The sequence below is a fragment of the Frankia torreyi genome, assembly GCF_000948395.1.
Lineage (GTDB): Bacteria > Actinomycetota > Actinomycetes > Frankiales > Frankiaceae > Frankia > Frankia torreyi.
In genome coordinates this window covers 139,265-163,606 of sequence record NZ_JYFN01000005.1, presented here as the reverse complement: position 1 = coordinate 163,606, position 24,342 = coordinate 139,265, and the positions used below count along the sequence as shown (strand labels likewise).

The 24,342-nt window shown below is 73.5% G+C and carries 17 protein-coding genes and 3 pseudogenes; 13 read left to right on the top strand and 7 right to left on the bottom strand.

Features of this window, described 5'->3' with window-relative positions:
* Positions 1–66: 66 nt before the first annotated feature.
* Together FF36_RS05105 and FF36_RS05100 are read right to left on the bottom strand one after the other, a co-directional pair.
* Positions 67–1,488, bottom strand: a complete 1,422-nt coding sequence (locus tag FF36_RS05105; protein WP_044883786.1) for an MFS transporter — start codon at positions 1,486–1,488, stop codon at positions 67–69.
* Entirely contained in the window at positions 1,485–6,233 is a 4,749-nt protein-coding gene (locus FF36_RS05100; RefSeq protein WP_044883785.1) for an ATP-dependent helicase, read from the bottom strand. The genes FF36_RS05105 and FF36_RS05100 overlap by 4 nt, the downstream gene beginning before the upstream one ends.
* Positions 6,234–6,418: 185 nt before the next feature.
* On the opposite strand from FF36_RS05100, the gene FF36_RS05095 reads away from it, so the two are divergent.
* From FF36_RS05095 to rny, 4 genes and pseudogenes are all read left to right on the top strand, one after another.
* Complete coding sequence (locus tag FF36_RS05095) at positions 6,419–6,613, top strand: DUF3046 domain-containing protein (protein WP_044883859.1); 195 nt, start codon at positions 6,419–6,421, stop codon at positions 6,611–6,613.
* A 167-nt stretch (positions 6,614–6,780) separates the two neighbouring features.
* Positions 6,781–7,770: pseudogene (recA, locus tag FF36_RS05090) on the top strand (recombinase RecA); the annotation flags it as partial.
* Positions 7,771–7,824: 54 nt separating this feature from the next.
* Positions 7,825–8,433 (top strand): recombination regulator RecX, encoded by a 609-nt coding sequence (gene recX / locus FF36_RS05085; RefSeq protein ID WP_044883783.1) that lies wholly within the window; start codon positions 7,825–7,827, stop codon positions 8,431–8,433.
* Positions 8,434–9,385: 952 nt separating this feature from the next.
* Positions 9,386–10,952: ribonuclease Y (gene rny, locus FF36_RS05080; protein ID WP_242422304.1), on the top strand; the 1,567-nt coding region annotated here is incomplete at its 5' end.
* 33 nt (positions 10,953–10,985) lie between these two features.
* On the opposite strand, the gene FF36_RS05075 is transcribed toward rny, so the two are convergent.
* The 4 genes from FF36_RS05075 to FF36_RS05060 form a co-directional block, all read right to left on the bottom strand.
* The gene (locus FF36_RS05075) at positions 10,986–11,903 is read right to left on the bottom strand and encodes an amino acid ABC transporter permease (protein WP_044883781.1); all 918 of its coding nucleotides are present in this window, start codon (positions 11,901–11,903) and stop codon (positions 10,986–10,988) included.
* A complete protein-coding gene (locus FF36_RS05070) occupies positions 11,900–12,520 on the bottom strand; it encodes an amino acid ABC transporter permease (protein ID WP_255355681.1) in 621 nt (206 codons plus the stop codon). The genes FF36_RS05075 and FF36_RS05070 overlap by 4 nt, the downstream gene beginning before the upstream one ends.
* A gap of 102 nt (positions 12,521–12,622) precedes the next feature.
* On the bottom strand, positions 12,623–13,609 hold the full coding sequence (locus FF36_RS05065) for a glutamate ABC transporter substrate-binding protein (RefSeq protein WP_044883779.1): 987 nt from the start codon (positions 13,607–13,609) through the stop codon (positions 12,623–12,625).
* 180 nt (positions 13,610–13,789) lie between these two features.
* Positions 13,790–14,524: an amino acid ABC transporter ATP-binding protein gene (locus FF36_RS05060; RefSeq protein WP_044883778.1), complete on the bottom strand. Its 735-nt coding sequence runs from the start codon at positions 14,522–14,524 to the stop codon at positions 13,790–13,792.
* Between the two features lie 315 nt (positions 14,525–14,839).
* Between FF36_RS05060 and miaB the strand changes: the two genes are divergently transcribed.
* From miaB to FF36_RS05025, 8 genes and pseudogenes are all read left to right on the top strand, one after another.
* Positions 14,840–16,336 (top strand): tRNA (N6-isopentenyl adenosine(37)-C2)-methylthiotransferase MiaB, encoded by a 1,497-nt coding sequence (gene miaB / locus FF36_RS05055; RefSeq protein WP_044883858.1) that lies wholly within the window; start codon positions 14,840–14,842, stop codon positions 16,334–16,336.
* The gene (locus FF36_RS05050; protein ID WP_044883777.1) at positions 16,333–17,106 is read left to right on the top strand and encodes a class III extradiol dioxygenase subunit B-like domain-containing protein; all 774 of its coding nucleotides are present in this window, start codon (positions 16,333–16,335) and stop codon (positions 17,104–17,106) included. Before miaB ends, FF36_RS05050 begins: the two co-directional genes overlap by 4 nt.
* Before the next feature lie 61 nt (positions 17,107–17,167).
* On the top strand, positions 17,168–17,980 hold the full coding sequence (locus FF36_RS05045; protein ID WP_236705939.1) for an alpha/beta fold hydrolase: 813 nt from the start codon (positions 17,168–17,170) through the stop codon (positions 17,978–17,980).
* A 69-nt stretch (positions 17,981–18,049) separates the two neighbouring features.
* Complete coding sequence (gene miaA / locus FF36_RS05040; RefSeq protein ID WP_044883775.1) at positions 18,050–18,961, top strand: tRNA (adenosine(37)-N6)-dimethylallyltransferase MiaA; 912 nt, start codon at positions 18,050–18,052, stop codon at positions 18,959–18,961.
* Positions 18,962–19,069: 108 nt separating this feature from the next.
* Positions 19,070–19,960: an EAL domain-containing protein gene (locus FF36_RS05035; RefSeq protein WP_044883774.1), complete on the top strand. Its 891-nt coding sequence runs from the start codon at positions 19,070–19,072 to the stop codon at positions 19,958–19,960.
* Positions 19,961–20,046: 86 nt separating this feature from the next.
* Positions 20,047–20,833: pseudogene (dapF, locus tag FF36_RS05030) on the top strand (diaminopimelate epimerase); the annotation flags it as partial.
* A 1-nt stretch (position 20,834) separates the two neighbouring features.
* A pseudogene (locus FF36_RS37150) lies at positions 20,835–21,099 on the top strand (diaminopimelate epimerase); the annotation flags it as partial.
* An 89-nt stretch (positions 21,100–21,188) separates the two neighbouring features.
* Entirely contained in the window at positions 21,189–21,599 is a 411-nt protein-coding gene (locus tag FF36_RS05025; RefSeq protein ID WP_044883773.1) for a VOC family protein, read from the top strand.
* On the opposite strand, the gene FF36_RS05020 is transcribed toward FF36_RS05025, so the two are convergent.
* On the bottom strand, positions 21,587–22,474 hold the full coding sequence (locus tag FF36_RS05020; protein WP_242422302.1) for a helix-turn-helix transcriptional regulator: 888 nt from the start codon (positions 22,472–22,474) through the stop codon (positions 21,587–21,589). The two genes, FF36_RS05025 and FF36_RS05020, sit on opposite strands and share 13 nt — an antisense overlap.
* Before the next feature lie 321 nt (positions 22,475–22,795).
* Here FF36_RS05020 and hflX point away from each other — a divergent pair, with 321 nt between their 5' ends.
* On the top strand, positions 22,796–24,256 hold the full coding sequence (hflX, locus tag FF36_RS05015; RefSeq protein ID WP_044883772.1) for a GTPase HflX: 1,461 nt from the start codon (positions 22,796–22,798) through the stop codon (positions 24,254–24,256).
* The last annotated feature ends 86 nt before the right edge of the window (positions 24,257–24,342 follow it).

Here is a 24,342-nt window from a genome sequence, read left to right as displayed (position 1 = left end):
TTCGACGCCTCACGTCACCTGCCGCTGCAGGTCCGGTCCCGGTCCCGGTCCCGGTCCCGGTCACGGTCACGACTGGGGCGCATCGGCCGGGCGGGGCGAGCGGCGTTGCGGGAGCCGCCGGGCGACCACGATCGCGCCGAACAGCCCGATGCCGACCGTGAGGCCGAAGGCGACCGCGAGCCCGGTGTCCGGCGCGCCGGTCGTCGCCTGGCTCGCCGCGACCGCCACACCGCTCACTCCGGCGCCGAACGCGGTGCCCAGGTTGTCGCTGAGTGCCACCGCGGTGCTGGCCACCCCGTGCCGGTCGGGCGGCGTCTCGCCGAGGACCAGCGTGACGATCGTCGAGTACGACAGACCGATTCCCACCCCGGCGACTCCCCAGCAGGCGATCGGGACGGCCAACGGCACGCTCGCGGGCAGCAGCACGGTGGCGAACCCGCCCGTGCCGAGGGCGACCAGTCCGAGTCCCGCCCCGATGAGCTCGCGGTACGACCGGCGCTCGGCGAGTCGGGCCTGCGTCCAGGAGCCCGCCGTCCAGCACAGAGTCGCCGTGGACACCGCGAGTCCCGCCGTGGTGGTCGACGCGTGCCGCACCGCGGTGATCGACAATGGCACGAAGGTGTCCGCGCCGAAGAAGGCCCAGGTCAGTAAGCCCCGGGCGGCCACGGCGGCGGGGACACCGGGACGCAGGCGTAGGGTGCCGGCCGGCAGCAGCCGGCGCAGCGGGCCGAGACCGCAGGCGACGCCGGCGGCGATCAGTGACAGGCCGGGCGGCGAGCGGTTCGTCAGCCCGGCCAGGACGAGGCCCGCGCCGCCGCTGATCCGCGCCGCCGCGACGATCGGGATCCGGACGTGCCCGCCAGCCGGCCGTCCCGGTAGCGCGCGCAGCGCCCGGAAGGGGATGCCCCCCGCGGCGACGGTCAGCGGCAGCAGCCCGCCGAAGACCCAGCGCCAGCCGGCGTGGGCGGCGATCAGGCCGGCCAGCGCCGGCCCGCCGAGGCCCGGCACCACCCAGGCGGTGGAGAGCACCGCAAACACCCGGGGGCGCAGCTCGGCGGGGTAGACGCGGCCGATCATGGCGTAGGCGATCGCCGGGATCGCCCCGCCGCCGAGGCCCTGCAACCCCCGGCCGACGACGAGCACGCCCATCGTCGGCGCCAGGGCGGCGAGCAGCAGCCCGGCGCAGAAGAACAGCAGCCCGACGGCGAACGGGCGGGCCGGCCCGGCCCGGTCGGCGCCGGCGCCGGCCAGCACGATGCCGACCGTCGTGCCGAGGAAGAACGCACTGGTCGCCCAGCCGTACAGGCCGACGCCGTCGAGATCGGCGGCCACGTCCGGTAGCACCGTGACCACGGCGAGGGCCTCGAACGCGACCAGCGTGATGATCGTGACGAGACCGACGGTCAGCGCCCTGATCCGTCGGTCCCACAGGGACCGCACCGCCGGCCCGCGACCGCCTTCTTCGCGTGCCCCGACCTGGTCGGTCAAGCCCGCAGCCGCAGGCCGCGCGGCGTCGGATGGAAGCCGGCGCGTTCGAGGGCGGCGCCGAGGCCACTCGCGGCGATCGGCTCCCCGTCGGCCTTCTCCACGGTCAGCCGGCCGAGTGATCCGTCCGTGACGGCGCGGGCCAGGGCGTCCACGGCGGTCCCGGTGAGGCGTTCGTCCGCCGTCCACGACAGCAGTGACCGCCCGCCCCGCTCCACGTAGAGGACGAGTTCGCCGTCGACGAGGACGACCAGCGCTCCTGCCTTACGGCCGGGTCGGTGCCCGGCCGCCGCGTCCACCCCCGGTTCCGGCCGGTCCGGCCACGCCAGTGCGGCACCGAAGGGGTTGGCCGGATCGGTGGCCGCGAGAACCACGGCCGCGGGCCCTGCACCGGCCCGGCCCACCGCGGAGGCGGGCCGGCGGGGATCCGCCTGCGCCCACGGCCCGCCGTCATCCGCCGAGGTGCCCAGGTCGGATCCGATCGGAGGCGGCGCCCAGGAGGGGGCCTGGGCCGCGTCGCGCTGCGCTGCGGCGATCGCCCGTAGCCGATCGACCGCGCCGGGCACGGCGAACTGGGCGGCGCCCAGCGACTCGACGAAGTAGCCGCGCCGGGCCCGGCCCGCGTCCTCGAACGCGCTGAGCACCCGGTAGACCGCGGCGAAACCGCCGGGCGGGCGCTCGCTGGTCACCGCCCCCCGGGTGACGATGCCGTGCCGGTCGAGCAGCGCCTCCGCGAGCGCGTGGCCACGGCGGGTCGGGTCCTCGTCGCGCTCGGGTAGCAGCGACCACCGGCCGGCCGCGGTGGGGGGGCCGGTCCGCCGCGGCAGCATCGGCCGACCGTAGCGGGACTGCCGCGGCCGCGGGGCCCGTCGCCCCGCCCCGGGTCCGGCGGTCCCGCCGGTGGCACTCAGGGCGACGCGCAGCGGCGCGAGAGTGTCGTTGGTGATCAGGCCCGCCCAGACGAGATCCCACAGGGCCGCGGTCAGGGCGGTGTCGTCGAGCGAGCCGACCCGATCCGACAGGGCCCGGAAGAACAGCGCCGCGCCGTCCGCGAGGGCGTCGAGGACCGCGGCATGCGGCTGCCCGGCGGCGGCGTCGAGGTCGGCCGCGGGCAGCAGGAGGGCGGCGGCATCGGCGGTTACCAGCGTCAGCCAGCCGTCGCCGCCGGGCAGGCCGCCGGCACCCGCCCAGTGGACCTCGCCGGCGGAGCACAGTTCGTCCAGCATCGCGGGGGAGTAGTCGGTGACCCGGGCTGGCAGGACGAGCTGCTCCCAGGCGCTCGCCGGGATCAGGACGCCCTGCAGTTGTTCGACGGCCCGCAGCACGCCGTCGACCCCCCGGCCCCGACCGCTGGTCACCCCCTGCCAGGTGGGTAGGAAGGCGCCGAATGCTCGGGTCGGCACGGCCTCGACCTCGCGGCGCAGCGCGGCGAGACTGCGCCGGCGCAGCGCGCGCAGCACCCCGGCGTCGCACCACTGCATGCCCGTGCGCTCGGGATGCAGCTCGCCGCGCACCAGCCGGCCCTCGGCCGTCATGGTCTCGAGCACCCCGACGACGACCGCCGTGCCCAGTCCCAGACGCCGCGCCGGTTCCTCGGCATCGAACGGACCGTGGGTGCGGGCGTACCGGGAGATCAGATCGCCCAGCGGGTCGCGCGCCGGCTGGGTGAACGCCTCGGGCACCCCCACCGGCAGGGGGACGCCGAGGGCGTCGCGCAGCCGGCCCGCGTCCTCGACCGGCACCCAACGTTCCTCACCGGCGATGCGTACCCGCAGGATCCTGCGATCGTGCTCCAGCTCGGCCAGCCAGGCCGGGGTGGCGCCCCGGTCGATGGCCTCCTGCATGGTCAGGTCGCCGACGATGCGCAGCAGGTCGGCGACCCCCTCGGCGTCGCGGGCGCGCCGCTCGGGAGCGAGCCGGGTGAGTTCGGCGGTCACCTGGGCGAGCGCGGCGGGATCGATCAGCTCCCGCAGGTCGGCCTCGCCGAGCAGCTCGGCGAGCAGCGAGCTGTCCAGCGACAGCACCTGGGCGCGGCGTTCGGCCAGTGGTGCGTCGCCGTCGTACAGGAACGCGGCGACGTAGCCGAACAGCAGCGACGAGGCAAACGGCGACGGGGACGCCGTCTCCACCTCGACCACCCGCAGCGATCTGGCTGCCACCGCACGCATGAGCCCGACCAGCGCCGGGGTGTCGAACACGTCCTGCAGGCATTCCCGCATCGTCTCCAGCACGATCGGGAAGTCGCTGAACGTGGCGGCGACGGTGAGGAGCTGAGCGCTGCGCTGGCGCTGCTGCCACAGCGGGGTCCGCCGCCCGGGGGTGCGCCGCGGCAGCAGCAGGGCCCGCCCGGCGCACTCCCGGAACCGGCTGGCGAACAGGGCGCTGCCGCCGATCTCCGCCCGCACGATCGCGTCGATCTCGTCCGGATCGAACAGCGCGAGATCCGCGCCCGGCACCTCCGCCGCGTCCGGGATCCGGGCGACGATGCCGTCGTCGGTGTGCATGATCTGCACCTCGGTGCCGTACCGCTCCCGCAGCCGGGCCCCGAGCGCCAGGGCCCAGGGCGCGTTGACCGGGGCGCCGAACGGCGAGTGCACGGCGAGGCGCCAGTCGCCGATCTCGTCCCGGAACCGCTCGACGACGATCGTGCGATCGTCTCCCAGGTGCCCGACGGCGGCCCGCTGCTCGTCGAGGTAACGCAGCAGGTTCGCGGTGGCCCAGTCGTCCAGCCCGGCGGCCCGCACCCGCTCGGCCGCGGCCGGCGCCGGCAGCCGGCCGACCTCGCGCAGGAAGGCGCCGAGCGCGCGACCGAGCTCGGCGGGCCGACCGGGGGCGTCGCCGTGCCAGAAGGGCAGCCGGCCGGGGCGGCCCGGCGCCGGGGTGACCAGCACCCGGTCCGCGGTGATCTGCTCGATCCGCCAGCTTGACGAGCCGAGCAGCACGACGTCACCGACCCGCGACTCGTAGACCATCTCCTCGTCGAGCTCGCCGACCCGGCTGGCCTTCTCCCCGACCAGGAACACACCGAACATGCCCCGGTCGGGGATCGTTCCGCCGCTGGTCACCGCAAGCCGCTGCGCGCCGGGCCGGCCACGCAGGATGCCGGTGGTTCGGTCCCAGGTGATGCGGGGACGCAACTCGGCGAAGGCATCGGAGGGGTAGCGCCCGGCGAGCATGTCGAGCACGGCCTCCAGGACCGAGGCCGGCAGGGACGTGAAGGACGCGGCCCGCCGGGCCAGCGCGCCGAGATCGTCGACGGACCAGTCGTCCATCGCCGTCATCGCCACGATCTGCTGGGCGAGCACGTCCAGCGGGTTACGCGGAGCGTGGACCTCCTCGATCGCCCCCGCCCGCATCCGCTCGGCGACCACGGCGCTCTCGAGCAGGTCCCCGCGATGCTGCGGCAGGACCACGCCGAGGCTCGTGGCGTCGACCTGGTGACCGGCGCGGCCGACGCGCTGCATGCCGGCGGCGACGCTGGGTGGCGAGCCGATCTGGACGACGAGGTCGACCGCGCCCATGTCGATTCCCAGTTCCAGGCTGGAGGTCGCCACGACCGCCGGCAGCCGCCCGGCCTTGAGATCATCCTCGATGAGCAACCGCTGCTCCCGGCTGACACTGCCGTGGTGTGCCCGCGCGACCTCCGGCCACCCGGCGGTGCCGCCGCCCTGGCCAGCCGCGCCCATCATCGCGGCCGGGGCCACGCGCGCCGGGGTTGCCCCGGTGCCGTCGAGCCCGGCCGCGACCGGGCTCGACTCCGGCCCCCCGGCCGCGGCTGCGGCCTCGACCAACCGGTCGGCGTAGAGCTCGTTCAGCCGGGCGCACAGCCGCTCGGCGAGCCGCCGCGAGTTGGCGAACACGATCGTCGACGAGTGCGCCAGCACCAGGTCGAGCACGCGTTCCTCGACCGCCGGCCAGATCGACGCCCGTGGCGGGGCGGCCGCGGCGGAACCGTCCGACGGCGCGTCGACGAGCGGCTCGCCCAAGTGGGTCATGTCCGCCACGGGGACCACGACCTCGATCTCGAGGGTCTTCGCCGCCGGCGGCCGGACCACCGTCACCGGGGCCGCCCCGCCGAGGAAGCGCGCGACCTCCTCGACCGGGCGCACCGTGGCCGACAGGCCGATCCGCTGCGCCGGCGTCTCCAGCAGCGCGTCGAGGCGCTCCAGGCTGAGCGCTAGGTGGGCGCCGCGCTTGGTGCCGGCCACCGCGTGCACCTCGTCGACGATCACCGTGCGGACTCCGCGCAGCGCCTCGCGGGCCGCGCTGGTCAGCATGAGGAACAACGACTCCGGCGTGGTGATCAGGATGTCGGGCGGACGGGTCCCGAAGCTGCGCCGCTGGGCGGCCGGAGTATCGCCCGAACGGACGCCCACGATGATGTCGGGCTGGGGCAGGCCAAGGCGTTGAGCGGCGCCCCGGATCCCCGCCAGCGGGGCGCGCAGGTTGCGTTCCACATCGATGCCGAGCGCCTTGAGCGGGCTGATGTAGAGCACCCGGCACCGGCGCGTCGGCTCGGGCGGCGGCTGCGAACGGGCAAGTGTGTCCAGGGACCACAGGAACGCGGCGAGCGTCTTTCCGGAGCCCGTCGGGGCGACGACCAGCGCGTTGCCGCCCCCGCGGATCGCCCCCCACGCACCGTGCTGGGCGGGCGTCGGGGCGGCGAAGGCCGCGCCGAACCAGCTCCGCGTCGACGCGGAGAACGGCGCGAGCGGATCCGGCTGGTCGGTGGAGCTGCGGCTGGGCACGTCGTCCAGTCTGCGACGCGGTACCGACAGATTCCGGCGTCCGCGGTCCGTCGGGCTCGGTGGTCCAGCCGGGCCGGCCCGGCTGCGCCGGGTGCGTTCGGGTCCGGCGGATGCCCGCCGAGGCGTGGACCGATCGCCGCGGCGGCGGTTGACCCGGTCCTTTCCGGGCGGTGCACACTGGTGAGGTGCGGCTGACCGAGTTCTGGGCGAAGATGGACACACGGTTCGGTTCGGCCTACGCGGAGTCGTTTGCCCGCGATCATGTGCTCGCGGGGCTCGGCGGCGCGACGGTGGAGGCCGCCCTGGCCCGCGGTGACGACGCCAAGACCGTGTGGCGGGCCGTGTGCGACGCGTTCGACGTGCCCGCTCGGGAGCGTTGAGCGGGCGGATCGGCGTGTCGCCGATCCGTCGAACGCTTGTTCGGCTAGAGTTATCCCCATGCGGGCACTTATCCACAGATCACCCCCGGCCCTCGAAACTGTCGGACCCACGGCCTAACGTCACCCCCGTGGCCAAGAATCGACGACCTCAGCATGGAGTAACTCCAATGGCGGCAGGACTCGACCGTGACAAGGCGCTGGACAATGCCCTGGCGCAGATCGACAAGGCGTTCGGCAAGGGATCAGTCATGCGATTGGGGGACGACACCCGGCCGCCGATCCAGGCCATCCCCACGGGCTCGATCGCGCTGGATGTCGCGCTCGGTATCGGCGGCCTTCCGAAGGGCCGCGTCATCGAGATCTACGGCCCGGAGTCGTCCGGGAAGACGACCGTCGCCCTGCACGCCGTGGCGAACGCGCAGGCGGCCGGCGGCATCGCGGCGTTCATCGACGCCGAGCACGCCCTCGACCCGGAGTACGCGGGGAAGCTCGGTGTCGACATCGACAACCTGCTGGTCTCCCAGCCGGACACCGGTGAGCAGGCACTCGAGATCGCGGACATGCTCGTGCGGTCCGGTGCGCTGGACATCATCGTCATCGACTCGGTGGCGGCGCTGGTCCCGCGGGCCGAGATCGAGGGTGAGATGGGCGACAGCCACGTCGGCCTCCAGGCCCGGCTGATGTCGCAGGCCCTGCGCAAGATGACGGCCGCGCTGGCGAACTCCGGCACGACCGCGATTTTCATCAACCAGCTCCGCGAGAAGATCGGCGTCATGTTCGGTTCGCCGGAGACCACGACCGGTGGAAAGGCGCTGAAATTCTACGCGTCGGTGCGCCTCGATGTCCGCCGTATCGAGACGCTCAAGGACGGCACGGAGGCCGTGGGTAACCGCACGCGGGTCAAAGTGGTGAAGAACAAGGTCGCCCCACCGTTCCGGACCGCCGAATTCGACATCGTCTACGGCGGTGGTATCAGCCGCGAGGGTTCCCTCATCGACATGGGCGTCGAACACGGCATCATCCGCAAGTCCGGTGCCTGGTACACCTACGACGGCGACCAGCTCGGCCAGGGCAAGGAGAACGCCCGGTCGTTCCTGCGGGACAATCCCGACCTGGCCAACGAGATCGAGAAGAAGATCAAGGAAAAGCTCGGCATCCTGCCCAGCGTCGAATCCGACGTTGTGGCACCGGTCCCCGTCGACCTCTAACCGATGGTGGGAGCCGGTCGGCGCGATGCCGAACGCCGTCTGACCGCCGGCACCGACGCCGCAGGCGATCCCGGTGCCGGTCGGCCGACGGATCCGGTCGTCGTCGCGCGGGAGATCTGCCTGCGCCTGCTGGCGACGCGGGCGCGCAGCAGGGCCGAACTGGCCACGACCCTGCGCCGCCGAGGCGTGGCCGACGACGTCGTCGCGACGGTCCTCGACCGACTGGCCGCGGTCGGGCTCGTCGACGACGGTGCCTTCGCCGCCGCCTTCGTGTCCTCGGCGCGAACCCACCGCGGGCTCGGTCGGCAGGCGCTCGCCGCGGAACTGCGCCGGCGAGGGGTCCAGCCGGACGTGGTCGAGGCGGCCACGTCCGTTCTCGCCGCGGAGGACGAGGAGGAGACGGCCCGAGACCTCGTGCGGCGCCGGCTGCGATCGATGGACCGATTGCCCGAGCAGGCGCGGGCGCGACGGCTGCTGGCCATGCTCATGCGGCGGGGCTATCCGGCCGAGCTCGCGATCCGGGTCGTGCAGGAGCAGGTCGGCGCCGGTGCCGACGAGGGCGAGCCGCCGCCGACGACGTGGGACGACGGCGACCTCGACCCCTCCGCCTGAGCGCTAGCGGGAATTCCGCCGATTGTCAATGTGACGAATTTCTTGACCGGAGAATGTGACCCGACTTATTCTCCCAGAAAGGTGACAGGATCCCCCGCGGGGACGCGGTGACGATAGCTCGTTCAACTTCACAAGGAGGCAGCCGCCGCGAGCGGGTGTCCGAGTCGCTATGCCGGGTGGGCCATCACTGTTGATGGTCTGCTCCAGCGTGCCGTCGTGGGCTCCTTATCGTAATGGTGGAGTCCGCGTGCTGCCCCTCCACGGCTGTGATCGCGCCGGGTCGTGGGTCCTTCGCCGCTCCGATCCAGCCCGCCTGGGCGGGTCCGACGATAGCGGAGGGAGCAGCGGTGGACGGCGTTCTCGTCATCCTCTTGTCACTCGTTCTCGTCGTGCTCGCCGCGCTTATCCTCGCCGTGGCGTGGCTGGTGCGCACGGCGCGGGGGGATCGGCATTACGGCGCCGCGATACGCGCAGCCCGGAGCTCCTCGGGTATCGCGGCCTCGGCCGACGCGCTTCCGCTCGACGACGACTCCGAACCCGCGGTGCGGGTGCTGCCCCCCGTCCGGTCCGCGGCCGGTGGCGACCAGCAGGCGCATGACGCTCCCGCTGCGGCCGGCGGTGAGTCAGCGGCCGCACCGGACGCCGGCGCCGACCCCCCAGCCCCCCGGACGCCACGCCACGATGCGGCACCCGCGTCGGGGCCCGGGGCAACGGGCGGTGGCGCGCCCGCGCCGGCCACCGGATCGCCCGCCGACGCGGATGCGGGCCGGATCGCCGAGACGGTCGTCACCGGGGCGACCAGGCAGGATGCCTCGACGGAGGTGGCATCGGTCGATGGGCCGTCGCGGGAGCCGGCGTCGCGGGAGCCGGCGGCCGTGTCGGCGGTGTCAGCGGTGTCGGCGGAGTTGTCGGGGTCGGTGCGGCGGGCGGCCGAGCGGGAGGCGGNGCNGANTGTCGCGCGCGCGGAACGTGAGGCCGCGGAGCGGCTCGCCCGGGTCGAGCGGGAGGCCGCGGAAATCCGCCGACGTGGCGAGGACGAGGTCGCCTCGCTGCGCAACCAGGCCCGCGCCGAGGCCGCAGCCGATGCCTCCCGCGCGGAGGCCGCGGTGCGCGACGCGGCCCGTGTCGAGCTGGAGGCCGCCCGGGCCGAGATCGCCTCGGCCCGGACCTCCTTCGAGGACGAACTACGAGTCCGGCGGGCCGAGCTGCGCGGCCGGGAGGAGGCGCTCGCGGCCCGGGAACAGCGGGTCGAAGAGCGCACCGCCGGTCTGGACGAACACGCCAGCCGGGTCGCCGGGCGTGAGCAGGATCTGCTCGACCGGGAGGACGAGCTGGCCCGCAGGACGGCCGAGGCGGCGGATGTCGAGGCCGCCCGGCAGGCGGCGCTGGAGCGGATCGCCGAGCTGACCGCCGCCCAGGCCCGGGCGGAGCTGGTCTCGACCATCGAGCACGAGGCCCGCCGCGAGGCCGCCCTGCTGGTCCGTGAGATCGAGTCGCGGGCCGAGGAGGAGGGAGAGGAGCGAGCCCGCCGGATCGTGACCACGGCCATCCAGCGGGTCGCCTCCGAGCAGACCACCGAGTCGGTCGTGACCGTGCTGCACCTGCCGGGCGACGAGATGAAGGGCCGGATCATCGGCCGCGAGGGGCGCAACATCCGGACCTTCGAGTCCGTCACCGGGGTGAACGTGCTGATCGACGACACCCCGGAGGCGGTCCTGCTGAGCTGCTTCGACCCGGTGCGCCGGGAGATCGGCCGGATCACGCTGGCGGCGCTGGTGTCCGACGGGCGCATCCACCCGCATCGCATCGAGGAGGAGTACGCGCGGGCCCAGGTGGAGGTCGAGGAGCGCTGCGTGCGGGCCGGCGAGGACGCGCTGCTCGAGACCGGGATCTCCGAGATGCACCCCGAGCTGATCACTCTGCTCGGGCGGCTGCGTTACCGCACCAGCTACGGCCAGAACGTGCTCGCACACCTCATCGAGAGCGCTCACCTCGCCGGAATCATGGCAGCGGAGCTGCGGATGGCGCTGCCCCTGGCGAAACGCGCGGCCCTGCTGCACGACCTCGGCAAGGCGCTGACGCATGAGGTCGAGGGTTCCCACGCGCTCATCGGCGCGGACGTGGCGCGCCGCTACGGGGAGACCGAGGAGGTCGTGCACGCGATCGAGGCGCACCACAACGAGGTCGCGCCCCGCTCCCTGTGCGCCGTGCTGACCCAGGCGGCCGACCAGATCTCCGGCGGCCGACCGGGGGCGCGCCGCGACAGCCTCGAGTCGTACGTGAAGCGGCTCGAACGGATCGAGCAGATCGCCGGTGATCGCCCGGGGGTCGACCGGGTGTTCGCGATGCAGGCGGGCCGGGAGGTGCGGGTCATGGTCGTCCCCGAGGAGGTCGACGACGTCGCCGCCCACCTGCTCGCCCGCGACGTAGCCCGGCAGATCGAGGACGAACTCACCTATCCGGGCCAGATCCGGGTGACCGTGGTCCGCGAGACCCGGGCGGTGGACACGGCCCGCTGACCAGGCGGCCGGCCGGTTCAGGTCCGGGGCGGTTCAGGTCCGGGTACCGCCCGGCCCACCCTGCTCGGGCACCGCTGCCGCCGGCCGGGCGCCCGTGGCCACCGCGCCGTCCACCGGCAGCTCCGCGTGCCCCCCGCCGAGCCGGCGGTTCTGCTGGCGGTCGAGCCATCGGGCCAGTGCCGACAGCAGGTTGTTGGTCACGATGTAGATCACGGCGATCACCGTGTAGATCGGCAGGGCATACCGACTGCCGAGGAACTCCACGGCGCCGCGCCCGGAGCGCAGCAGCTCGCTGTAGGCGATGACGAAACCGAGCGAGGTGTCCTTGAGCAGGGTCACCAACTGGCTGATCAGCGTCGGGCTCATCCGCCGGACCGCCTGCGGGAACTGGATGAGTCGGAAGATCTGCACCGGCCGCAGCCCGAGCGCGGCGGCGGCCTCGGTCTGCCCCCGGTCGATCGAGGCGATTCCCGCCCGGAAGATCTCGCTGATCACCGCCCCGTTGTAGGCAGTCAGGCCGAGCACCAGGGCCCAGAAGGCCGACAGCTTCCAGCCGAGCGCCGGCAGCCCCAGGTAGGCGAACAGGATGAGCATGAGCACCGGCAGGCTGCGAAACAGCTCGACCACGGCGACGGCGGGGATGCGCACGGCCCGGTGCCGCGACATCCGGGCCATCGCCAGCGCGACGCCGAGGATCACGGCGAGGACCATCGCCGTCAGTGCCGCGCGCAGCGTGTCGAGCAGGCCGTTCCACAGCAGGGTCCGCAGGTCGGGCTGGTCGACGAACACGCTCCACAGCTCGCCGTCGAGCTGACCCTTGCTCGCCAGCCGCAGCAGGGCCAGCGTGACCAGACCGGCGATGACGACGAGCGCGATGATGCTGGAGATCAGGATGCGTCGCCGACCCCGGGGGCCGGGCGGATCCGCCAGGACGATCGGCGTGCCGCTCATCGTGCCCTCGCCACCCGTCGTTCGGTCAGGGCCAGCGCGCCCGCCAGCGCCAGGGTGAGGATCAGGTAGGCGACCACGCCGCCGAGCAGCACGGCGATGACCGAGTCCGGGTTGGCCGTCGTCAGCCGCTGCACCACCCCGGTCAGCTCCTGCACGCCGAACGCCGCGGCGATCGAGGTGTTGCGGATCAGGGCGCTGATCACGCTGCCGAGTGGCTGGAGCACGTTGCGGAACGCCTGCGGCAGCACGATCATCCGCAGCGTCTGGGTGAAGGTCAGACCGATCGCGCGGGCGGCCTCGGCCTGTCCCAGGTCGACTCCGTTGATGCCCGAGCGGACCGCCTCGCAGACCAGCGCCGCGTGGTAGATCGACAGGGCGACCACCGCGAAGGTGAAGTAGGAAAACACGATGTCGACCTGCGGCAGGACGAACACGACGAAGAAGAACACCACCGTCAGCGGGGTGTTGCGGACGATCTCCACGTAGGCGGTGCCGAACCAGCGCAGCGGGGGCACCGGGGAGACCCGCATCGCCGCGAGCGCGGTGCCGAGGATCAGCGCCGCGATCGCCGCGAACAGGCTCAGGCCCACCGTGCGGCGGAACCCCTCGGCGAAGATGTCGAGGTTGTCGAAGACGGCGTCGATCGCGATGCTCCCTCGTGCGGTGGAACGCCTGGTCGCGGTGACCGGTGGAACCAGCCGATCACCGCGACCAGTGGGTCAGGAGGTGTAGCGGTCGACGGGCGGCGGAGTCGGCGTGTTCGGCTCCACCTTGCCGACGGTCGAGCTGAACGCCTTCGCCCAGCGGCCGTCGGAGTACGAGGCCTCCAGCGTGTCGTTGATGAAGGTCCGGAAGGCGGTGTCGCCCTTCTTGATCCCGATGCCGTACGGCTCCCTGGTGAAGGTGCCGCCGACGAGCTTGAAGGCGTCCGGATCCTTGTCGATCAGGCCGAGCAGGATCACGTTGTCGGTGGTGACCGCGTCCACCTGCCCGTTCTTCAACGCGTCCGCGCACTTGCTGTACACGTCGAACAGCACCAAGTGGGCGGCCGGCGCCACCTTGCGGATGTTCTCCGCCGGGGTGGAGCCGCTGACCGAGCACACCTTCTTGCCGGCGAGGGAGTCCTTGCCGGTGATGTCGGTGTTCTTCTTCGCCACCATGATCGATTGTCCGGCGACGTAGTACGGGCCGGCGAAGTCGACGACCTTCTTGCGCTTGTCGTTGATCGTGTACGTGGCGACGACCATGTCGACGCGGCCCTGCTGAATGAACGGCTCGCGGTTGGCCGACACCGTCTCGACGAAGTTCACCTTGTCGCGGGGGATCCCGAGGGCATCCGTGATGATCTCCGCGATCTGGACGTCGAAGCCCTCGGGCTTGCCGCTGAGGTTCTTCAGGCCGAACAGGTTCTGGTCGAACTTCGTCCCGACGGTGATCTTCCCTGCGTCGTGGAGGCGGGCCATGGTGGTGCCGGGGGCGAAGCTGGTCGCGGGGGTCGGGGCGGCCGAGTCCCCGCCGTCGTCGCTGCCGCAGGCGGTCAGGCCGAGGGTGGCGAGCATCGCGGCGCCGAGCAGCAGCGCGCCGCCGCGCCGCCGGGCGCGGCCGGCCCCGCCGGACTGTCGGGGCGAGCCCGCGCCGGGCTGCCCGGGGTCCCCGGGAAGACGCCCGGCGGTTGGCCGCCGGCCCCGACTGAACGGTGTACGCATGACCGATCCTCTCGCGATGCCCCGGACCGCCGGATCCGGAGCGGGGGCTGGTGTCGAATGAGGTGTCCCGGTGCTGCTCGGGGCGCGGCTCCCGCCCGGCGCGCGCCGGGCCATGGGGGTGGCCCTGCGCCGGAGCCGAGGCCGTCCCCGTCCCCATCAGTGCTGCGGTCAGTGCTGCGATCAGTGCTGCAGGATTCGGGCCAGGAAGTCCCTGGCCCGTTCGGACTTGGGCGCGCCGAAGAAGTCGTCGGGCGGTGCGATCTCCAGAATGCGACCGTCGGCCATGAAGGCCACGCGGTCGGCGGCGGAGCGGGCGAATCCCATCTCATGGGTGACCACGATCATGGTCATCCCGGTCGCGGCCAGGGACCGCATGACGTCGAGTACCTCGGAGATCATTTCGGGATCCAGCGCCGAGGTCGGCTCGTCGAACAGCATGAGAACCGGGTCCATGGCCAGCGCCCGGGCGATGGCGGCGCGCTGCTGCTGGCCGCCGGAGAGCTGCCGGGGCAGCCGGTCGGCCTTGTCCGCGATGCCGACCCGGGCCAGCAGTTCGCGGGCGCGGGCCTCGGCCTGGCCCCGTTTCTGCCCGAGCACCTTCGTCGGCCCGAGCGTCACGTTGTCGAGAATCGTGCGGTGGGCGAACAGATTGAACGACTGGAAAACCATTCCCACCCGGGACCGCATCCGAGCGAGTTCCCGCCCCTCCGCGGGCAGCGGGTTCCCCTCGAACAGGATACGGCCCTCGTCGATCGTCTCCAGCCGGTTGATGCAGCGGCACAGCGTTGACTTCCCGGATCCGGAGGGCCCGATGACGACAACGACCTCCCCTGCCTCGACGGACAGATCGACGTCGCTCAGTACCCGGTTGTCGCCGAAGGATTTCCCGACTCCCTCCAGGGTCACCAGGGGCACATCGACCTCCCGACACAATGGCAGAACGGTGTGGTGGTGGACCGAGCATCCCGGCGGATCCGGGACGGACGGGCCAGGCGCGCGGATAGTCGTGGGTCGGACAGGTGGACGGTCGCTGCGCTGGCGTTTCCGGACCGTTGCAGCGACATTCGCGGATGATACGCGACCGGCCGCCGAAGTCCGCGAATCTGTATATTTAGTGACATTGATTCGGGGGTGCTCGTCCCTCTGGGTGCCGTTCCGGCGCTGTCGTCCGGCCCGGCGGGGCGCCGGTCGCCCGCCGGGCTGCGGGCGACGCGCCGTAGGCTGGTTGACGTGATAGGCCGCAGCTACGAGGTACGCACGTTCGGGTGCCAGATGAACGTTCACGACTCCGAACGGCTCTCCGGACTGCTCGAGTCCGCCGGCTACGTCCCGGCCGCCCCCGGCAGCGAGGCCGACGTCGTGGTGTTCAACACCTGCGCGGTGCGGGAGAACGCCGACAACCGGCTGTACGGCAATCTCGGCCAGCTCGTCCCGATGAAGAAGAGCCACCCGGGGATGCAGATCGCCGTCGGGGGCTGCCTGGCGCAGAAGGACCGCTCGACGATCCTCGACCGGGCTCCCTGGGTCGACGTCGTCTTCGGCACCCACAATCTGCATCGCCTGCCGGTGCTGCTGGAGCGGGCCCGGCACAACGCCGCCGCCGAGCTGGAGATCGCCGAGGCGCTGGAAGTGTTTCCCAGCTCGCTGCCGACGCGGCGGGCCAGCCACCACTCGGCCTGGGTCAGCATCAGCGTGGGCTGCGACAACACCTGCACCTTCTGCATCGTGCCCAGCCTGCGTGGCCGCGAGCGCGATCGCCGGCCGGGCGAGGTACTGGCCGAGGTCGAGGCGCTCGTCGGCGAGGGGGCGCTGGAGATCACCCTGCTGGGGCAGAACGTGAACTCCTACGGCCGTTCGCTGGGCGATCCCGGGGCGTTCGCCAAGCTCCTGGTCGCCTGCGGCCGGGTCGACGGCCTGGAGCGGGTGCGCTTCACCTCGCCACATCCGCGGGACTTCACCGACGACGTCATCGAGGCGATGGCCGCCACGGCCAACGTCTGCCACCAGTTGCACATGCCCCTGCAGTCCGGTTCGGACGACGTGCTGCGCCGGATGCGCCGCTCCTACCGCCGGGACCGGTTTCTCGGCATCGTCGAGCGGGTGCGGGCGGCGATGCCGGACGCGGCCATCACCACCGACATCATCGTCGGTTTCCCCGGCGAGACCGAGGCGGACTTCGCCGACACCCTCGACGTCGTGCGCCAGGCGCGCTTCTCCGGGGCGTTCACCTTCCAGTACTCCCCGCGCCCGGGAACCCCGGCGGCGACGATGGACGGCCAGATCGACCGGGCCACCGTGGCCGAGCGGTACGCCCGCCTGGTCGCACTGCAGGACGAGGTCTCCTGGGAGCAGAACCGCGAGCTGGTCGGCCGGCGGGTCGAGCTGCTCGTCGCGGAGGGCGAGGGCCGTAAGGATGACGCCACCGGCCGGTTGTCCGGTCGGGCGCGCGACGGTCGTCTCGTGCACTTCCGGGCCGGTCCGGGACCCGTGGTGCGGCCCGGTGACGTCGTCGAGACCGTGGTGACGCGGGGGGCGCCGCACCATCTCACCGCCGACGGTTCGCTGCTGTCCCACCGCCGCACCCGCGCGGGTGACGCCTGGGAACTCGGCCGCACCGCTGCCGCCCACACCGGCGGCGGCGAGGGCGGCGGCACTGCGGCGGCCCGGCAGACCGTCGCCCTCGGCATGCCGTCGGTGGGGCCGGCGCCGAGCCCGGACCGCCGGTGACCTTCGTCGCCGCGGCCGTCTGCCCGCACCCGCCGCTGCTGGTCCCCGAGGTCGGCCGCGGCGAGCAGGTCCACGCCCGCGCCGCAGCCGTGGACGCGGTGCGGCGGCTGTGCGCCGCGCGGCCGGACCGCATCGTGGTGGTCGGGGACGCGCCGGCCGAGACGCGCTACGGGCCCGAGTCGGCCGGGTCGCTCGCCGGCTTCGGGGTGGACCTGCACGTGCCGCTCGGACCGCCCGCCGCAGGGCCGCCCGCCGCCGCGGCGCCGTCGCTGCCCCTGTCGTTGACCGTCGGCGCCTGGCTGTTGGCGAGCGCCGGCTGGTCCGGGGACCGCACGGCGCTCGGGGTGCCGGCCGGTCATTCCCCGCGGCAGGCAGCCGGCCTCGGTGAACGTCTCGTCGCGCAGGTGCGGCGCGGGGAGCGGCTCGCCCTGCTCGTCATGGGTGACGGGTCGGCGCGGCGCACCCTGAAGGCGCCGGGAGGGCTCGACGAGCGCGCTGCGGCGTTCGACGCCGCCGCCGCGGCGGCCCTGGCCGGACCTGATCCGGCCGCGCTGCTCGACCTCGATCCCGAGCTGGCGGCCGAGCTGCTGGCGGCCGGCCGGGCGTCGTGGCAGGTCCTCGCCGGTGCGCTACTCGCCGCGACTCGGGACGACACGCCAACCGAAGCCTGGTCCAGCGAGCTCATCTATGACGACGCGCCCTACGGTGTCGGCTATCTGGTTGCCGTATGGAATCGGGGGGGCGCGCAACGTGGTAGGGAGTCCGGCTGAACTGCCGCCAGGTGTGTGGCGGACCGATGTCGCCGGCCTGGCCGCGCTGAGGTGCGGGTCGGTGGACGCCCCGGGGGTCCTCCTGCTGCCGGGCTACGCGGCAAGCAAGGAGGACTTCCTGCCGATCATGCCGGCAGTGGCCGCTGCGGGCTTTGCCGCGACGGCGCTTGATCAGCGAGGCCAGCACGAGTCGCCCGGCCCCGACGAGATCGCGGCGTACAGCCTGGAGGCGTTCGCCGACGACGTACATCGCGTGATCGACGCGCTCGGACCGGGGGGTACGGGGGGCGTGCACCTGGTCGGGCACAGCTTCGGCGGCCTCGTCGCCCGCGCGGCGGTCATCGCCGACCCCGGCCGGATACGCACGCTGACCCTGCTGTCCTCCGGACCCGCCGGGATCGTCGGGCGGCGTCAGGCCGCGTTGCGCACGATCCGGCTGCTCCTGGAGCGGGGCGGGCCGGCCGCGGTGTGGGCCGCGCTGCACGCCGTGGAGCGGCCCCGGCCGGCGCCGACGGCCGACTTCCTGCGCCGGCGGTTCTTCGCCCACAACCAGACCGCTCTGATGGCGATCGCCCAGCATCTGCTCGACACCCCCGACCGGGTTGCGGACCTGGCGGAGACCGCCCGCGGCGCGGGCCTGCCGGTGCTCGTCGCGCACGGGGAGAGCGACGACGGATGGCCGGCTGCCGTGCAGGCCGACATGGCCCGCCGGCTCGCGGCCCGCTACGAGGTGCTGCCGGGTGCCCGCCACGATCCGGCGGCCGATGCCCCGGACGCGCTGGTCGCCGCGCTGGTCGGCTTCTGGCGGTCGCCGGGCCTGCCGGTGCGGCGCCCGGCGCCCGCCGGCGCCGAGGCCAGCTCCGGGGTCGGTTGACCGGCTGGGCCGGGACGCCGACCGGGCGGGCGCGCCGGCGCCGCGCCGGCGCGTGGCACGATCGGGGCGATGAGCAAACGGGAGCGGTCAGGGTCGGGACCGGTGGTGGCGGTGGTGGGGCCGACGGCCGCGGGCAAGAGCGATCTCGGCATCGAGCTCGCGCTCGCGCTCGGCGGTGAGGTCGTCAACGCCGACTCGATGCAGCTCTACCGCGGGATGGACATCGGCACCGCCAAGGTCCCGCCAGCGCAGCGCCGCGGGGTGCCCCACCATCTGCTCGACGTCTGGGACGTGACGCGCACCGCCGACGTCGCCAGCTTCCAGGCCGACGCCCGCCGGGTGATCGACGGTCTGCTCGCGGCGGGCCGGACCCCGGTGCTGGTCGGCGGCTCCGGGCTGTACCTGCGCGCCGCTCTCGACGATCTGACCTTCCCGGGCACCGATCCGGCAGTACGGGCGCGCTGGGAGCGGGAGCTGGCCAGCCGCGGCGCGCCGGCGCTGCACGGTGAGCTGGCGCGGCTCGCGCCGCGGGCCGCCGAGGCGATCCTGCCCAGCAACGGTCGCCGCATCGTGCGCGCGCTGGAGGTCGTCGAGCTGACCGGAACCTTCGAGGCCACCCTGCCCGAGCACCGCTCCGTCTACGACGTCGTCCAGATCGGGGTGGACCGGACCGATCTGGACGAACGCATCGTCGAACGGGTGGAGGGAATGTGGGGCGCGGGTTTTCCTGACGAAGTGCGGAGGTTGGCGGAAATGGGCCTCAGGGAAGGTCGTACGGCGTCCCGTGCGCTGGGATACGCTCAACTGCTCGCCTGGTTCGATGGAGCAATGGACTCCGCCGAGGAGGCCAAGCAGGCCACAATTACCGCGACGCGACGCTTTGCCCGACGGCAAAGGTCCTGGTTTCGTCGCGACGAACGGATAGTCTGGCTGGACCAACCGGATGTCACCCAGGTGCTACGGCTGGTGGGTTCGCTCTGACGGGTGATCGGTCAAACGGCTCCGGGGCGACGGGTCGGCGCCGAACCACGGCGTCGCCGACGCCCGGCGTGCGGCGGCCGGTCCCGCTCGGCGTCTGGAGAGATCGATGTGACCGCGCCCTCCGCTGCTGCCGGTTCCCCACCCGACCTGACTCTCGTTCCCGCCCTCTACGCCGCTTTCGACGACGGCTCGTTGCGATTGCATTTCCAACCCGAGGTGGACCTGCGTAACGGGTCGGTTCCGGGAATGGAAGCCCACCCGCGCTGGCAGCATCCTGAGCGCGGCGTGCTCGGCCCGGCGGAGTTCATGCCGATCGCCGCCGCCGCCGGCCTCGTCCACCAGGTCGACCAGTGGGTCCTGCGGATGGCGGTGACGGAGGCGCGCACCTGGCACCGGATGGCCGCGGGCACGCCGATCCGGCCGCCCCGGCTGTGGATCAACGTCGACGGCCGCCAGCTCGCCAGCCCCGCCTTCGTCGCCGAGATCGACCGGTTGCTCTCCGGCCGGCTGCTGCCAGCGGGGGCGATCGGCCTGGAGTTCAGCGAGCGGGACCTCGGGCTCGCCGCGCCGGTGGTGCCCCGTCTGCTGGAGCGGCTGCGCGCCCTCGGCGTCGCGATCGCCGTCGAGTCGTTCGGCACCTGGTTCGGGTCGCTGGCGATGTTCGACCTGCTGCCGCTGGACCACGTCAAGCTCGATGGCGTCTTTCTGCGGGCGACCATGCGCGATCTGGAGGGAGAGGCGGTCGTCGCGGCGATCGCTCGGCTGGCCCACCAGCGGCGGCTCACCGTGGTCGCCGACGGCGTCGACACCGCCCGGCTGGCCATCCGGGTGGTCGACCTCGGCTGCGACCGGGCGATCGGGCCGGTGTTCTGCCCGCCGGTCCCGGTGGAGGACGCCCGGCTGATCGCGCTGGGCCGGGGCCGCCCGGACCGCTGGTACAAGCCGCCGGCCCGGACCGACGACCGGATGCGGGAGTGGGTGCGCGCCGCCGGGGGATGAGCCGCGGCGGCGGCCCGGGCGGCTCGGGCGGTCTGGGCGGCCTGGGCGGCTCGGCGGCCTGGGCCGCAGCGCCGTACGATCGCCTCGTGCGGGACGACCGGGAGCTGCGCTTCGTCAAGGGCCACGGCACGGGCAACGACTTCGTCGTGCTTCCCGACCCGGACGGCGACCTCGACCTCACCGCGGACCTGGTCCGCGCGCTGTGCGACCGGCGCACCGGCGTCGGCGCGGACGGGGTGCTGCGGGTCGTGCTGTCCGCCGCGGTCCCCGAGGCCGCCTCCCTCGCCGGGATCGCCCGCTGGTTCATGGACTACCGCAACGCCGACGGGTCCGTCGCCGAGATGTGCGGAAACGGCGCCCGCGTGTTCGCCCGCTACCTGGTGGCCGCCGGTTACGCCCAGCCAGGCCGGTTCACCATCGCGACCCGGGCCGGCCTGCGGGTTGTGGAGGTGCCGGCCGCGGGGGATGTCACGGTCGACATGGGGCCGCCGAGGCTGTCCGCCGGGCCCGGGTCGGCGGTGACCGTCGCCGAACGCGATTTCACGGCGGTCGGAGTGTCGATGGGCAACCCGCATGCGGTCTGCTTCGCCGACGATCTCGACGTGCCCGCGCTGCGCGGCCTCGACCTGACCCGCCCCCCCGCGTTCTCCCCGGTGGACTTCCCGGACGGGGTGAACGTCGAGATCGTCGTGGACCGGCCGGGCGGAGTCGCCATGCGGGTCTACGAACGCGGGGTCGGGGAGACGGCCTCCTGCGGCACCGGTGCCTGCGCCGTCGCGGTGGCCTGGGCTGCCCGCCGTGGCCTGCGTCCCGCGCCCGCTCCCGGGGCCGAGGGAGGCGCGGCGGCTGCCCGCCCATCGGCCGCGGCGGGGGNGCGTAACGGCGCCGGCGCGGCGCCGCCGGCGGTCGAGGTCGAGGTCGACGTCCCGGGCGGCGGACTGGTGGTGGTCTGGCGTCCCGACACCGTGCTGCTGCGGGGGCCGGCCGAGCTGGTCTTCGACGGCGTGCTGCGCTCGGCGTCCCTGCGCTCGGCGGCCCCGGGCGGGCATGGTGCGGCCGCGAGCGCGGATGCGGCCGGGGTCGGCGACGCCACCGAGATCCTGGCGGCCGCCGGGCTGACCGACTCTCCCACCCGCTGACCCGCTCCGGGGGACCTCGGGCGTGTCCTCCGACGGCGACGTCCGTTTTCGACAAGACCGCCTGGCCTGGGGCGTCCTACGGTGCGGTCATGCCATCCACGTTCAACCTCATCGGCCTGATCGTCGCCGACATGGCCCGCAGCCTGGCCTTCTACCGCCTGCTCGGGCTGGACCCGCCGGCCGGCGCCGAGGCCGAACCGCATGTCGAGGTGACCCTGCCCGGCGGGCTGCGCCTGGCCTTCGACACCGAGGAGACGATCCGTTCCTTCGACCCGGACTGGGCGCCGGCGACCGGCGGTGCCGGGCGGGTGAGCCTGGCCTTCGCCTGCGACAGCCCCACCGAGGTCGACGCGCTCCACGCCGAGCTGCTCGCCGCCGGCCACACCGGCCATCTGCCGCCCTGGGATGCCTTCTGGGGCCAGCGCTACGCGACCGTTCTCGACCCGGACGGCAACCACGTCGACCTGTTCGCCCCGCTACCCGCCGTTCAGGCGCCCTGACCGAGTGGGCCGGCGGGCCCATCCTTATCCGGCAGCCCCGGCAGCCCCGGCAGCCCCGGCGGTTCCGCGAGACCCGCTGGTGCCGGGCTGCTCGGCCGGGCGGGGCCGAGCAGGCTGGTCAGCGCGACGCCGGTCAGAGCGCGCACCTCCCGGGCCAGATGGGCCTGATCGGCGTAGCCGGCGTCGGCCGCCACCACGGCCAGGCGTCGGCCGGTCCGCGCCGAGCGCAGCGCCTCCTGCAGCCGCAGGATGCGGGCGAGCGTCTTCGGGCCGTACCCGAACATCTGCCGGCAGCGGCGCAGGAGCTGACGTTCGCTGAGCGCGGCCGTTCGTGCCACATCCGCCACCGCTGACCCGGCCCGGATTCCGGCGAGGATCGCCGGCACCAGCGGATCGCCCAGTCCCGGATGGCAGGGGCGGGCGGCGACGCATGTCTCGAGCACCAGCGCCGGGTCGCCCGCATCGGCGAGCCGTTCGGCGAGTCGCCGGGCCGGCCCCGCACCCCACAGGTCGGCAAGGTCCGGGCGGCGGTTGCGCAGCTCAGCGGCGGGCACCCCGAGCCGGGCCGGCCCGCGCCCGGGGTCGAAGCGCAGGCCAAGGTGGCGCACCCCCGGCGCCCAGCTCGCGAGCGTGGCGACCGTGTCCGGGCCGGCGACGATCAACCGGCCGTCGGAGCTCCAGATGATGTCGATGCAGCCGTCGGGCAGGATCCGGTGGACCTGCGCGGCCCGCCCGGCGGGGGTCGGATCGCCCGCCGGCAGGCGTGGCCGCGGCGGGCTGGCATCCGCCTGAGCGAGGTCGTAGGGGGGCCCGGACGGGCCTTGCGCGGACCAGAGCATCGCCGGCAGCCGGGTCGTCGGCCGTTCCCGGTACACGGCGTCGACGGTACGCGGCCGGCGACCAGCAGGGGCGCCTCTCCCGTTGGGGTGCCTGTCCCGTTGGGGTGCCTGTCCCGTCCAGGTGCCCGAGCCGGCCGGTGCGAAGGTCACGGCGTTCCAGCCCGGAAACCGTTCGCGATCGTCACGGCGGCGTGGGACCCTGGTCGGAGACGGGATGAATCCGCAAGCGAAGCGGCCGGCGCCCCGCGCCGACCCTTGCTGCGGACCTCATCAGGTCGCCGGAACCCGCGCGCGTGACCTGGCCGGACGAAGCGGCGCGGAATCTCGCGGCAGCGAGCCGCGTTGAGAACGGATGGTATGACTCTTCCTGCCGACGCCCTGACGGCGTCCACTTTCGACAGATCCTTCATCGACCTCGCCGATTCGGATTCGGCGTACCTCTCGGGTTTCTATGACGATTCGGGGGACGGCTTCGACCTGGAGGAACGCGCGGCACTGCGCCGCGTGCCCGGTCTGGCCACCGAGCTCGACGACGTCACCGAGGTCGAGTACCGCCAGCTGCGGCTGGAGCGGGTCGTCCTCATCGGCGTGTGGACGTCGGGTTCGCTGCGGTCGGCCGAGGCCTCCATGGCGGAGCTCGCCGCCCTCGCGACCACGGCGGGTTCGGTCGTGCTGGATGCGCTCGTGCAGCGTCGCGACCGGCCGGACGCGTCGACCTACGTCGGGTCCGGCAAGGCCCGCGAACTCGCCGAGGTCGTCACCGCGACCGGCGCGGACACGGTGATCTGCGACGGCGAGCTCACCCCCGGCCAGCTACGCCAGTTGGAGGAGATCGTCAAGGTCAAGGTCATCGACCGGACCGCGCTCATCCTGGACATCTTCGCCCAGCACGCGACGTCTCGGGAGGGCAAGGCCCAGGTCGAGCTTGCCCAGCTTCAGTACATGCTGCCCCGTCTGCGCGGCTGGGGTGAGTCGATGTCCCGGGCCGCGGCCAGCGGTGGTGGGCGCGCGCCCATCGGTACCCGTGGGCCTGGCGAGACGAAGATCGAGACGGACCGCCGGCGGCTGCGTGCCCGGATGGCGCGCCTGCGCCGGGAACTCGCCGGGATGGCGACCGTGCGGGAGACGAAGCGGTCGGCCCGCCGGCGCGGCGAGGTGCCCGCGGTGGCGATCGCCGGCTACACCAACGCCGGCAAGTCCTCGCTGCTCAACCGACTCACTGGCGCCGGCGTCCTCGTCGAGGACGCACTGTTCGCCACGCTGGATCCCACCGTGCGGCGCGCGACCCTGCCGGACGGCCGGGCGTTCACCCTCACCGACACGGTCGGGTTCGTCCGACACCTCCCGCACCAGATCGTCGAGGCGTTCCGCTCGACCCTGGAGGAGGTCGCCGACGCGGACCTCATCCTGCACGTCGTCGACGGCTCCGCCCCCGACCCGGCCGCCCAGATCTCGGCCGTGCGCGAGGTGCTCAACGACATCGACGCGGGCGACGTCACCGAGCTGATCGTCGTGAACAAGGTCGACGCCACCGAGCCGACCGTCCTCGCCGGCCTGCGCCAGCTCGCGCCCGACGCGGTCTTCGTCTCGGCGCGCACGGGGGAGGGGCTGACTGCGCTCGTCGACGCCCTGTGCGTCCGGGTTCCCCACCCCGACGTGGAGATGAAGGTCCTCGTCCCGTACACGCGGGGCGATCTCGTCTCCCGGGTACACGCCCACGGCGAGGTGCTCGAGTTGGAGCACACCGCGGACGGCACCCGACTGCTCGCGAGGGTGTCCCCGTCGCTCGCCGCGGAACTGCACACCTTCCAGCCCTGACCGTCACCCAGCCCTGACCGTCACCCAGCCCTGACCCGTCAGCCCTGATCTGTCGGGACCGGCATCGACCCGCCGTCGGCGAGCAC